General features: G+C 65.1%; 9 protein-coding genes. 2 read left to right on the forward strand and 7 right to left on the reverse strand.

Annotation, left to right across the window (positions count from 1 at the left end; genetic code table 11):
* Positions 1-6 precede the first annotated feature (6 nt).
* Positions 7-3855, reverse strand: a complete 3849-nt coding sequence (hrpA, locus tag ACVWY6_RS20230; protein ID WP_457540539.1) for an ATP-dependent RNA helicase HrpA — start codon at positions 3853-3855, stop codon at positions 7-9.
* Between the two features lie 143 nt (positions 3856-3998).
* Between hrpA and ACVWY6_RS20235 the strand changes: the two genes are divergently transcribed.
* A complete protein-coding gene (locus ACVWY6_RS20235) occupies positions 3999-5237 on the forward strand; it encodes an aminotransferase family protein (protein WP_062797887.1) in 1239 nt (412 codons plus the stop codon).
* A gap of 91 nt (positions 5238-5328) precedes the next feature.
* Here ACVWY6_RS20235 and ACVWY6_RS20240 read toward each other — a convergent pair whose 3' ends face one another.
* Both ACVWY6_RS20240 and ACVWY6_RS20245 read right to left on the reverse strand, forming a co-directional pair.
* On the reverse strand, positions 5329-5859 hold the full coding sequence (locus ACVWY6_RS20240) for an alkyl hydroperoxide reductase (protein WP_030163411.1): 531 nt from the start codon (positions 5857-5859) through the stop codon (positions 5329-5331).
* A 26-nt stretch (positions 5860-5885) separates the two neighbouring features.
* On the reverse strand, positions 5886-6473 hold the full coding sequence (locus ACVWY6_RS20245; RefSeq protein WP_030163409.1) for a peroxiredoxin: 588 nt from the start codon (positions 6471-6473) through the stop codon (positions 5886-5888).
* Between the two features lie 112 nt (positions 6474-6585).
* Between ACVWY6_RS20245 and ACVWY6_RS20250 the strand changes: the two genes are divergently transcribed.
* Positions 6586-7542: a hydrogen peroxide-inducible genes activator gene (locus ACVWY6_RS20250; RefSeq protein WP_457540542.1), complete on the forward strand. Its 957-nt coding sequence runs from the start codon at positions 6586-6588 to the stop codon at positions 7540-7542.
* Between the two features lie 24 nt (positions 7543-7566).
* Here ACVWY6_RS20250 and ACVWY6_RS20255 read toward each other — a convergent pair whose 3' ends face one another.
* Genes ACVWY6_RS20255 through ACVWY6_RS20270 form a run of 4 tightly spaced genes read right to left on the reverse strand, consistent with a single transcriptional unit; the run spans position 7567 to position 12200 of the window.
* A complete protein-coding gene (locus tag ACVWY6_RS20255) occupies positions 7567-8013 on the reverse strand; it encodes a MarR family winged helix-turn-helix transcriptional regulator (RefSeq protein WP_062797891.1) in 447 nt (148 codons plus the stop codon).
* Positions 8010-8651: a DJ-1/PfpI family protein gene (locus ACVWY6_RS20260; protein ID WP_457540544.1), complete on the reverse strand. Its 642-nt coding sequence runs from the start codon at positions 8649-8651 to the stop codon at positions 8010-8012. Before ACVWY6_RS20260 ends, ACVWY6_RS20255 begins: the two co-directional genes overlap by 4 nt.
* A 39-nt stretch (positions 8652-8690) precedes the next feature.
* Complete coding sequence (locus ACVWY6_RS20265) at positions 8691-11195, reverse strand: DEAD/DEAH box helicase (protein WP_457540546.1); 2505 nt, start codon at positions 11193-11195, stop codon at positions 8691-8693.
* A 27-nt stretch (positions 11196-11222) separates the two neighbouring features.
* Positions 11223-12200, reverse strand: a complete 978-nt coding sequence (locus tag ACVWY6_RS20270) for a proteasome assembly chaperone family protein (protein WP_023959654.1) — start codon at positions 12198-12200, stop codon at positions 11223-11225.
* Between the last annotated feature and the right edge of the window lie 50 nt (positions 12201-12250).

Consider the following 12250-nt stretch of genomic DNA (forward strand, 5'->3'; position numbering starts at 1 on the left):
GCCGGATCAGCGCAGTTCCCGGATGGCCTTGATCGCCCGTTTCTCCGACACGGGATACGCAGTACGCAGGTGCTGTGCGAACAATCCGACTCTCAGTTCTTCGACGATCCATCCAGCTTGCTCGTTGACTGCGTCCCGGCGACCGGGCGGCACGTGTCGCAGGTGATCAGTCCACGCCGACACCACCCGGTCGATGGCCGCCATCGCCTGGGCATCGCGAGCGGCGCCTGCCGGGAGCTGTTCGAGCCTCGACCTCGCAGCATCGAGGTAGCGGGGGATCTCCGCGAGGTGTTCGTCGCGTGTCGCAGAGACGAATCCGTCGAACAGCAGCTCGTCCAGCTGGTCCCGCACGTCGTCGGCGGCGATCGATCTGCCGGCCGCGGTAATCGCCGTTCGTAGGGGCGCCACGCGGGTCAGGATCGTCGCCACCCTGCGTAGTTTCTCCGTTGCCCTCCCGGTTGCCTGGCGGGCCACATTTTCCCGAAGTGCAGCGAATTCGCTTGGCGTCCAGACATTCGGCGGGTTGGGTACAAGGTCCACCACGGCAGCCCGAACGCAATCGGCCAGAAGAGCAGCGGTGTCCGGGTAGGGGCTCTGGCTGAGGGCGAGTCGCTCCGCGGTGCTCAGAGTCGAAGTCACCGACGGTCGTAGTGGCGGAACGCTGGAGACGATCATCTCGACAACAGCGTCGTACATGTTCGCAGCCTGCTCGGCCTGGGTGGGCACGGCGACCACCGTGAAACCACTGCCCCGGCGGGTCAGGGCGGGATAGCTTGTGATGTCTTGGCCGGCAACAGAACTGCGCAATGTGCGGCTGATGTCTCCGAAGGTGTCCGCGGTCCACGTGGTGGCCACAGGTCGGGATGCGGTGCCGGCCTCACTCTCCAGAGCCGCGCGAGATCTACCGGCCAGTCGATCCTGCAGTTCGCGCAGCGACTTGGAACGTCCGAGAACTTCGCCGTCGGTGGTGACGGCGGTGAAGGTCATCCGCAGGTGGTCGGGGAGTGCGGCCAGTCGTAGATCTGACGCTGCGACGTCAACACCTGTGCGCACACGGATCTCGGCGGCCACCGCCTCGGTGACAGGTTTGCTCCTCGGTGTCACCGACTCCAGTATTCGCGCGGCCAGGTCGGGGGCCGGTCCCACTTGCCGCCGTAGGGATTTCGGCAGGGTGCGGATCAGCTCGGTGATCAGCTCCAAGCGCATGCCGGGGACCAGCCAGTCGAACCCAGAGGGCCGGGCACGCACGAGCAGCGACAACGGGATGAGCACACTCACGCCGTCATCGACGGTGCCGGGCTCGAACCGGTATCTCAAGGCATAACTCGTGTCTCCCTGACGCCAGTGGTCGGGAAAACCGGCCGGGTCGGTGGCGGCAGTGTCGGCCACGAGGTCGGCGGGATCCAGATCCAGCAAGGTGGGGTCAGCTTTGCGTGCGGTCTTCCACCACGTGTCGAAGTGTCTGCCCGACACCACTTCTCCGCCGATGTGTCGGTCGTAGAAGGCGAAGAGCTGGTCGTCGTCGACGATGACGTCGGTGCGCCTCACCCGATGCACCGACTCCTCTGCGTCCTCGAGCAACGCGCGATTGCGGTGGAAGAACGGGTGTTGTGTACGCCAGTCACCCTCCACGAGCGCGTGGCGGATGAACAACTCGCGGGCAACCGCGGGATCGATCGAGCCGTAGTTCACCCGTCGTTTGGTGACCAGCGGGACGCCGTAGAGGGTGACCCGCTCGTAGGCCATGGCCGCTGAGTGTTTCCCGGACCAATGAGGCTCGCTGTATTGACGTTTGACGAGGTGCTCGGCCAGGCGCTCGGCCCATTCCGGTTCTATGCGGGCGGCGGTACGCGCCCAGAGCCGAGAGGTCTCCACGATCTCGGCCGCCATCACGAACCGTGGTGGTTTCGACGAGAGATGAGATCCGGGAAAGATCATGAACTTCGTGCCGCGAGCGCCCAGGAACTCCTTGGCGTCCCCCTCGCGGACGCCGATCTGGCTGAGTAGACCGGACAGGATGGATTGATGAATCGATGCCGCCGATGGCGATTCATGGTCGGGTGCGGTCACCGTCGCAGGAACCGACCACCCGAGGTCCTTGGCGATCCGGACCAGCTGCGCGTGCAGGTCTCGCCATTCGCGGATTCGCAAGCTGTGCAGATACTCTCGACCGCACCGCTTCCGGAACTGGTTCGACGACAACTCCGAGCGGAGTTCATCCAGGTAGGTCCACAGATTCAGCAGGGTCAGGAACTCAGACCCCGGAGCAGCGAAGCGTGCATGCGAGGCATCGGCCGCCTGGCGATGCTCGGCCGGTCGCTCGCGTACGTCCGGAATCGACAGTGCGGCCGCCAACACGAGCATCGGGCCGACCACGCCCTGTTTGTCGGCCTCGACCAGCATGCGCGCCAGCCGCGGATCGACAGGTATGCGAGCGAGCGACCGTCCGATCGGGGTGAGTCGGCGCACGGGGTTGTCGGCCGAGGCAGGTTCGAGCGCCCCGAGTTCGTCCAGTAGTTGCTGGCCGTCTCGGATCGCCCGCTGATCCGGCGGCTGTACAAACGGGAACCGGCCGACGTCGCCGAGCCCCAGAGAGGTCATCGTGAGGATCACCGACGCGAGGTTGGTGCGCAGGATCTCGGGCTCGGTGTACTCGGGCCTGCTCTCGAAGTCCTCTTCGCTGTAGAGCCGGATGCACACACCTGCGGCCACGCGGCCACACCGCCCCGCCCGCTGCCGTGCGCTGGCCTGCGAAATCGGCTCGATCGGCAGCCGCTGCACCTTGGTGCGCGTGGAGTAGCGCGACATCCGGGCGGTGCCGGCGTCGATGACGTAGTGGATTCCCGGCACGGTCAGCGATGTCTCGGCAACGTTGGTGGACAACACGATTCGCCGACCTCGGTGACTGGAGAACACCTTGTGCTGGTCTGCCGCCGACAGTCGGGCGAACAGCGGGACGATCTCGATGCCACGGGATTCAAGGTGCGCAAGCGATTTCGCGGTATCGGTGATCTCGCGTTCGGTGGGCAGGAACACCAGGATGTCGCCTGGGCCGTGAGAACACAGCTCGTCGACGGCGGCCCCGATGGCCTGTAGCTGATCGAGGTCGGCTTCGTCCTCGTCATCGACCACGAGTGGGCGATAGCGGATCTCCACCGGATAGGTGCGGCCGGACACCTCGATGATCGGCACCGGCGCGTCATCGGTCGCGAAGTGGTCGGCGAACCGGCCGGGTTCGATGGTCGCCGAGGTGATGATGATCTTCAGGTCGGGGCGGCGTGGCAGCAGTTGCTTGAGGTAGCCGAGGATGAAGTCGATGTTGAGGCTTCGCTCGTGGGCCTCATCGATGATCAGGGTGTCGTACTCGCGGAGCATCCGGTCCTGGGACAATTCACGCAGCAGTATGCCGTCGGTCATCACCTTGACCAGCGTGTCGTCGCCTGCCTTGTCGGTGAAGCGCACCGAATATCCGATGACGCCGCCGAGGTCGGTCCCGGTTTCCTCGGCGATCCGTTCGGCAACCGACCGCGCAGCGAGTCGGCGAGGCTGAGTGTGACCGATCTTGCCGGCCAGTCCGCGCCCCAGCTCGAGACAGATCTTGGGAAGCTGTGTGGTCTTACCGGAACCGGTTTCACCGGCGACGACAACAACTTGGTGCTCCGAGATCGCCTCGGCGATGGCATTGCGGGCCTCGGACACCGGCAGTTGCGGCGGGTAACTGATCGTGGGGACGAGCGCGCGTCGGCGCTCGATCACAGCCGGATCCGGCCGGTCGGTGCGAGTGGAGCGGCTGGTCGGACGTCGTCGCCGTTTACGCCGGGCGGACTGTTCCGGCTGGTTGGACGAAGTCGACATAACTGATCAAGCCTACCTGAGCGGCGGATCCGGCAATGTCCGGCGGACCCGTGTCCCCGCTCCCGGCGCGCCCGAACACGGATTGACACGAGAGTGGCTGCGGCCCCGGAGGAAACCAGGGGGACACCAGGCATGATGTTCACATGACAGTCTCAACTTCTGCCGGTCTCTGGCACGGATTCGCCGACATGGGCGCAGTGAGCACCACGGGACCCTTTGTGGTCACCAAGGGTGAAGGCGTCCACATCTGGGACGACAAGGGGAACAAGTATCTCGACGCCACAGCAGGCCTGTGGTTCACCAACGTCGGGCACGGACGCACGCAGATCGCCGACGCGGTGGCGAACCAGTTGAGCACATTGGCGCACTACTCCGGATTCGGTGACATCACCTCCGACGTCACGGCGGCGTTGGCCGACCGTCTGTCCGGCCTCGCTCCGGTACCGGGGAGCAAGGTGTTCTTCACCTCGGGCGGCAGCGATTCGATCGACTCGGCCGTCAAACTGGCGCGCCGCTACTGGCATGAGATGGGCAGGCCCGACAAGAAGATCGTGGTCGGCCGCACGAAGGCGTATCACGGTATGCACGTCGGCGGCACCGCGCTGTCCGGGCTGCCCCCGAACCGCGAGAACTACGGCGATCTCATGGCCGATGCGGCCACTGTCGACTGGGATGACGCCAAAGGGCTGTTGGGGTTGATCGAGCGGGTCGGTGCCGAGAACATCGCCGCGTTTTTCTGTGAACCGATCATCGGGGCGGGCGGGATCTACCTCCCGCCGGAGGGTTACCTCGCCGAGGTGCGCCAGATCTGCCGCGACCACGATGTGTTGTTCGTCGCCGACGAGGTGGTCACCGGCTTCGGCCGGATCGGCGGATCATGGTTCGCCTCGAGCCGATTCGACCTGCAACCCGACATGATCGCCACCGCGAAGGGATTGACATCGGGGTACGTGCCGATGGGAGCGGTGTTCATCGCCCCGAACGTCGCCGAACCGTTCTATTCCGGCGGTGTCTGGTGGCGCCACGGTTACACCTACGGAGGTCACGCCGGGGCCGCGGCAGCAGCCATGGCGAACCTCGACATCATCGAGACCGAAGGTCTGCTCGAAGATGCTGCCCGCTTGGAGTCCGATCTGCATGTGGCGCTTGCGCCGCTTGCTGATCTGGACGCGGTCAGCGAGGTCCGCAGCGGGCTAGGCGCGGTGAGCGCCGTCCAGCTCGAGGAGCCTTCGCGGGCACCTGCTGCAGTGGCAGCTCTGCGCGCTCACGGCGTCAGCGGACGGGCGGCAGGCCAAGGCGCACTACAGATCTCACCGGCGTTTGTGATGACAGGCGCGCAGGTGGCCGAGCTCGCCGAGCGGATCTCCGACGCCCTGAGCTAGTCACTCGACAACAGAACCCACCGGTTCCGGTGAGCCGGCCGACAACGGCGGCCGGCTTCGATCGGAACGGGTGGGTTCTGTGTGTCGGGGTCTATCCGACGAGTACGTCGGCCGTGCTCAGTGCGGCTGCCACGCCGGCGACGATGGAAGCCACCTTGAGTGCCTCGAGAATGGCCTCGCGGTCGATGCCGGCCTCGCGCAGGGTGTTTTCGTGAGCGGCCACACAGTGACCGCACCCGTTGATGGACGACACCGCGAACGACCACAGCTCGAAATTGGCTTTGTCGACGCCGGGATTGCCGATGATGTTCATCCGCAGCCCGGGTCGCAGGTCGTCGTACTTGCCGTCAAGGAAGCCCCGTCCCCGGTAGAACACGTTGTTCATGCCCATGATCGACGCGGCGCCCAGTGCGGCGTTGTACGCCTCTGCCGAAAGCGTGTCGGCCGCTTCGTCGGCGATCTCCTTGAGCACCACCGCGTTCTTGGTAGCGGCTGCGGTGGACAGGAGGGTGCCCCACAATTGCTCGTCTTTGAGAACCGTTGTGCGAGCGATCGACCCGAGATTGAGCTTGAGGTCTTTCGCGTACTCGGGCAGCGCGTTCTTCAGGTTGTCGATACTCATGTCTCACCCAATCCTTGTTGCGAGCGTCAGACGCTTGCGGTCAGCAGCTCACCAGCGTTGATGGTCGGATCGCCCTTCTTCCAGTTGCAGGCGCACAACTCGTCGGACTGAAGTGCATCCAGCACCCGCAGAACCTCGTCGACGTTGCGACCGACGGAACCGGCCGTCACCGAGACGAACTGGATTTCGTTGTTCGGGTCCACGATGAACGTCGCACGATCGGCGACACCGTCGGCGTTGAGCACGCCGGCTGCCGATGCGAGTTCACGCTTGAGGTCCGAAAGCATCGGGAAGGGAAGTGTTTTCAGATCTTCGTGCTGCGCACGCCACTGGAAGTGCACGAACTCGTTGTCGACGGACGCTCCGAGGACCTGGGCGTCGCGGTCTGCGAACTCATCGTTCAACTTGCCGAAGGCGGCGATCTCCGTGGGGCACACGAAGGTGAAGTCCTTGGGCCAGAAGAACACGATGCGCCACTTGCCCGGGTGGTCGTCGCTGCTGATGGTGGTGAAGTAGTCATCGGGCTGCTGGGCGTCGACCTTCGAGAGGTCGCCGCCGATCACGGCCGTCAGGTTGTAGGAAGGAAATTGGTCGCCGATGGTCAGCAAAGCCATGGTGCTCCTTGGTATTCGACTAGAGATGCGAGATTTTCAGATCTTCGATGTGTGCGGACGCGTCAGTGCGCACTGAACCATCGTGCCCAAGTACGGGCGAAAAGGAAACGTGATGAGTAGCACTAAGGTGATAGGTATGGCCGATCAAAGTTATCAACCGACCATCGCCGGGCTCAAGGCCTTTGCGGCTGTCGCCGAGAAACGCCATTTCGGCTCTGCGGCAACCAGTCTCGGCATCAGTCAGCCGTCGCTGTCCCAAGCCCTCGCGGCCCTGGAGGCCGGACTGGGGGTCAAACTTGTCGAGAGGTCGACCCGGCGTGTCTTCTTGACGAACGAGGGAAATACCTTGCTGCCCAGGGCCATGTCCGCCATCGATGCCGTTGACTCGTTCACCCACGCCGCTGCGGGAGTCACCCAGCCGATGACAGGTACTCTCCGACTGGGTCTGATCCCGACTGTCGCGCCGTATGTCTTGCCGACTGTGTTGCGCGGACTGGGTGAACATGTTCCTGCTCTGACGGTGAGGGTGGTCGAAGACCGGACGGGCCCGTTGCTCGAAGCCCTGCGCCACAATTCGATCGACGCGGCGATGATCGCGTTGCCGTCTGACGTGCCGGGGATGATGGAGATCCCGATGTACGACGAGGATTTTGTCCTCGCTCTGCCGGCCGGTCATCCACTCGCCGGTGCACGTGAGGTCAATCCGGCTGCGCTGGCTGATCTTCCGCTATTGCTGCTGGACGAAGGGCACTGCCTGCGCGAACAGGCCCTGGAGGTCTGCCGCCTTGCGGGGGTGCGTCCGGATATGGGCCCCACACGGGCGGCGTCGCTGGCCACGGCTGTGCAGTGCGTAGAAGGTGGCCTGGGGGTCACGTTGATACCCGCGACGGCCGAACGCACCGAAACCGCCAGGGGTTCACTGGCAACGGCACGGTTCGACTCGCCGCGCCCGGGGCGTCGCATCGGTCTGGTGTGGCGCGTGACAAGCGGACGAGAGGCCGAATATCGAACGCTTGCAACACTGATTGCCGACCTGGTCACCGAGTCCGGTGCTGCGCGCCCCGTGTAGTTGCTGCGTGCAGTTCGGGTCCGGTCAAGTCGCCGACTCCAGCGACTCCAGTGCGGCGGACAGGTCCCGCAGACCGGCAAGCGCGGCCTCCCACCGTTCGACACCCAGGTGGCCACACAACTGCGCGGCGAGGGCTGCATGCCCCGGGTTGATCCGATGCACGGCATCGCGCCCGGCATCGGTGGCCTCCACGAGCTTGGCCCGACGGTGGGCCGGGTTGTCGTGGTAGGCGACGAGGCCTTGTGCGGCAAGCACATCGGCGGTGCGTTGCACACTCTGTCTTGTGATACCCATCGTCCGTGCGATGTCGGAGACCGTCAACGGCTCACCGAGGATGGCGCCGAGCACTTGCCAACGGGTTGCGGTCAGCCCGGCAGGCTCGGCCAATTGTTCTGCCACGGCCATGAACTGACCGTTGAGCCGAAAGGTGGTGAGGGCCGAATCGCTCAGGAGGTCCTGAGGGTCTGTCATGCCTGAAGCGCCATCAGGTCGTGATAGCCGGCGGGGTCGCCGCTGTAGAGCCGGAACCAGGCCGCAAGGACCTCGGGGGTATAGAGGTCGAGCTCGGCGAAGATCTCGCGGGCGAACGCCACCGGCTGCATGGCGGCGGCGGTGATGAGGTGGCCGGGCGTGCTGGTGTCGGTGACCGCTGGTTCGTCTACGTACTCCGCCGCACCCAAGTATCCGGTCCACGACAACGCCTCGGCGGCGTTGCTGGTGTGGCGCCGACCGTCGAGCAACCCGGCTCGGGCCAGCCCGACGGTCGCGCCGCAGATCGCGGCGACGGGAACGCCCGCGGCCAGGAACGCGGCCGCGGCGTTCGTGAAGTCACCGAGGTCGCCGGTCATCCACGCGCCCGCTCCGGGGAGGATCAGCATTGCACTGTCATCGGGATCCAGGTCACCGATCGCGAGGTCGGGCACGATGCGCACGCCGCCCGCGGTGGTCACAGCGTCGGTGGTGGGGCCCACCGTACGAATCCGGTAGCGACCGGGTCTTTTCTGATGCTCCGGGTCGTTGATGTGCGCGACGGCGTGACCGGCTTCCCAGTCGGCGAGTGTGTTGTAGACGGCGAGGTGGACGACGGAGGTCGCGGGGTCTGAGGACATGACAACATGCTGTCAATATGACAGCGTGCTGTCAATGGGTCATCCGGCCTGGATGTGCAGGTCGAGCAACTCGGGTTCGTCCTCGGCGGTGTCGGGCCTGCTGTACCTGGCAACGATCGACCATCCGTGGTCACCGTCGGGGTCGTCGAGGACCTGGCGGGCAACCCACTCGTCACCGTCGGCTTCCACCGAGAACAAGGCCGGGCTCCTGGCTGCCGGCCCTGCGCCCGGAGCGCCGTACTCGTCGAAGAATTCCGCGGTCTCGTCGAACCAGTCGAGATCGGGGTAGGCGGCATGCAGTGCGGTCCAATTCCGGTTGGCCAACAGGTTGACGAACCGGAACATGTTGTTGCGCAATTCGACTCGGGTAGCTCGAGTGTTCGGCGCCCGGCCCGGTGGCGTCACGGACGCCAGCGGGTCGGCGATCGCCTGGTCGGGGTGTGTCAGCTGCTCCCATTCGTCCAGCAGGCTCGAGTCCACCCGGCGAACCAGCTCGCCCAGCCATTCGATCACGTCGTCGAGTTCGTCTGTCCGTGCCGAATTGGGAACACTCTGCCGCAGGGTGCGATAAGCGTCCGTCAAATACCGCAGCACCACGCCCTCGCTGCGGGCCAGTGCATAGCGCGAGATGAGGTCGCCCCAGTCCATCCCTTGTTCGATCATGTCGCGGAGTATCGACTTGGGGCGCGGGGGAGTGTCGATCACCCACGGGTGACCCTGCTGGTAGGTGCCGAATGCCTCGAAGATGAAGTCGCGCAGCGGTCGTGGCCACGTCACCTCGGTGAGGAGCTCCATCCGCTCCTCGTACTCGACTCCGTCGGTCTTCATCTGCGCGATGGCCGCGTCCCTCGCGACCTTCTGTTGGCCCATCAGCACCGGACGCGGATCTTCCAGTGTCGCCTCGACAATCGAGATCAGATCGAGGGTGAAGGTGTCGGAGTCGGTGTCCAGCAGCTCGAATGCCGCCAGGGAGAAGGGCGACAACGGGTTGTTCAGGGCAAAGTTGTTCGGCAGGTCGACAGCCAGCACGGCGTAGCGGCCCAGGTCGTCGGGTTCGTCGAGTCGCAGGACCACGCCGCTGTTGACCAGGGATCGATACAGCGACAAGGCCCGAAGGATGTGCCAGCGTTGACGGGCCCGGGTCTCGTGGTTGTCTTCGAGCAGGTGACGCATGGCCGAGAAGCAGTTGCCCGGGCGGGCAATCACTTCCAGCAACATGGACGTGCTGACACCGAACCGGGATCGCAGGGGTTCGGGCGGAGCGTCGATGAGCTTGTCGAATGTTGCCTCACCCCAGGAGACGAACCCCTCCGGCGCCTTCTTGCGCTGGATCTTTTTCAGCTTCTTCGGATCGTCACCGGCCTTGGCGACCAGCCGGGCGTTCTCGACGTCGTGATCGGGCGCTTGGGCGACCACGAAACCGCGGACGTCGTACCCGGCCCGGCCCGCCCTCCCGGCGATCTGATGGAACTCGCGGGCACGCAGATGGCGCTGACGCACGCCGTCGTACTTGGTCAGTCCGGTCAGCAGGACGGTGCGGATCGGCACGTTGATGCCGACACCCAGGGTGTCCGTCCCGCACACCACGCGCAGAAGCCCTTGCTGGGCAAGGCGTTCGACAAGGCGTCGATAGCGCGGCAACATGCCGGCATGATGCACGCCGATTCCTGCGCGGACCGTCTTCGACAGGGTTTTGCCGAAGCCCGTGCTGAAGCGGAAATCACCGATCTCCGCTGCGATCGCATCGCGTTCGGACCGGCTGCAGATGTTGGCGCTGAGCAGCGACTGTGCGCGTTCCATCGCGGAGACCTGGGTGAAGTGCACCACGTAGACCGGCGCCCGGTCTTTGGCGATCAGTTCCTCGATGGTCTCGTGCACGGGCCGGGTGGAGTACGAATACTCCAGCGGCACCGGGCGAGTGGTGCCGGTGATGTCGGCGGTGTCACGTCCGGTGCGACGCCGTAGATCTTCGATGAAGAAGTCGACATTGCCCAGTGTCGCCGACATCAGGACGAACTGGCTCTGCGTCAGCTCGATCAGGGGGACCTGCCACGCCCAGCCACGGTCGGGCTCGGAGTAGTAGTGGAACTCGTCCATCACCACGATGCCGATGGAGGCGTCAGCGCCTTCTCGCAGGGCAATGTTCGCCAGCACCTCGGCCGTGGCGCAGATGATGGGGGCACCGGCGTTGACCGAGGCATCCCCGGTCAGCATGCCCACGTTCTCGGCGCCGAACTGGGCGCAGAGGTCGAAGAACTTCTCGCTGACCAGCGCTTTGATCGGCGCCGTGTAGAAGGCGCGACGGCCCTGTGCGGCAGCGAAATAGAGTCCGCCGCTGGCGATGAGCGATTTACCCGAGCCGGTGGGGGTGGAGACGATCACGTTCGACCCGGCGGCGAGTTCGAGGAGCGCTTCGTCCTGGTGGGGGTACACCTCGATCCCGCGCGCGGCCCACCAGTCGACGAACGCGGTGTACAGGCCGTCGGGGTCCGCGTCCCCGGGATTCGGGAAGGCGAGCGGCCGAGCCTCTGCGGACTGTGTCACCAATGCAGGTTAGGCCACCGTCGGCGATCAGCCGGCAGTGCCGCCGCCCGCCTGGCCCGAATCATCGTCTGAGTTGCGGTCGCTGCCGGCATCCCCGGTCTGGGTGGCGAGGAACCGTTCCAACTCGGCCCCGAGCTCGTCGCCGGTGGGCAGATCACCCTCGGCGGCCAACAGCGATGCCTTCTCCTGTTGCGCCTGGTTGAAGGTGTCGTACTGCGTTTCGAGCGCGGCGACCACAGACTCGACCTCCTGGTTGCCCGACACCTCGGCGTCGACCTGGCTGCGGACCTTCTCCGCCGCGTTGGCCAGTGCGGCCGTCGGCAAATCCAATCCGGTGATCTCGCCGAGCGACTCGAGCAACTTGTGCGACGCGGCAGGGTATTCCGCCTGCGAGAGATAGTGCGGCACATGGACGGAGAGTCCGGCAGTTGTCAGACCGTGCTGTCCCAGACGGAGTTCGAGCAGCATCGATGCGCTGGCGGGAACCTTCAGCTCCGAGCCCCATCGGGGCAGCGAAGCGATCAGGTCCTTGTCGTTCGCGTGCGCGGTGATGGTGGACGGCCGGGTGTGCGGTATCCCCATCGGGATGGCGTTGAGACCGATCACTGTGGACACCCCGAACCGATCCGACAATCCCTGGATGGCGGCGACGAACCGTTCCCAGCGCAGGTCCGGCTCGGCGCCGGAGAGCAGCAGGAACGGCGTGCCGTTGTTGTCGCGCACGGCATGCAACGTCAGCTCGGGCATCGCCACGTCGGTGAACTGGTCACCCGTAAACGTCATCAAAGGGCGGCGCGATCGGTAGTCCATCAGTTCGTCGGTGGAAAACGTCGCCACCAATTCCGATTCCAGACTTTGCCGCAAGTGGTCCGACGCGAGTTTGATCGCGTGGCCCGCGTCGGCGAAACCCTCCAGCGCGTGGACCAGTACCGGTCCGTCACCCTCGTCGCCGGTCACCTGTGGCGCTGGAAACTCGAGCTCGTAGAGCGTGGACTTGTCGTCCATGGCGAACCTCCTCGCTGCCCAGTCCTGCTGTCGTGTGGATAAGTGTTCTC

Source organism: Williamsia sp. R60 (assembly GCF_054063855.1).

What these genes read in the sequence shown, in the direction of transcription:
- ACVWY6_RS20260 (WP_457540544.1), bottom strand. Translation starts at nt 8,651, where the DNA reads ATGTCCTCAGACCCCGCGACCTCCGTCGTCCACCTCGCCGTCTACAAC.
- hrpA (WP_457540539.1), bottom strand. Translation starts at nt 3,855, where the DNA reads ATGTCGACTTCGTCCAACCAGCCGGAACAGTCCGCCCGGCGTAAACGG.
- ACVWY6_RS20270 (WP_023959654.1), bottom strand. Translation starts at nt 12,200, where the DNA reads ATGGACGACAAGTCCACGCTCTACGAGCTCGAGTTTCCAGCGCCACAG.
- ACVWY6_RS20250 (WP_457540542.1), top strand. Translation starts at nt 6,586, where the DNA reads ATGAGTAGCACTAAGGTGATAGGTATGGCCGATCAAAGTTATCAACCG.
- ACVWY6_RS20255 (WP_062797891.1), bottom strand. Translation starts at nt 8,013, where the DNA reads ATGACAGACCCTCAGGACCTCCTGAGCGATTCGGCCCTCACCACCTTT.
- ACVWY6_RS20240 (WP_030163411.1), bottom strand. Translation starts at nt 5,859, where the DNA reads ATGAGTATCGACAACCTGAAGAACGCGCTGCCCGAGTACGCGAAAGAC.
- ACVWY6_RS20235 (WP_062797887.1), top strand. Translation starts at nt 3,999, where the DNA reads ATGACAGTCTCAACTTCTGCCGGTCTCTGGCACGGATTCGCCGACATG.
- ACVWY6_RS20245 (WP_030163409.1), bottom strand. Translation starts at nt 6,473, where the DNA reads ATGGCTTTGCTGACCATCGGCGACCAATTTCCTTCCTACAACCTGACG.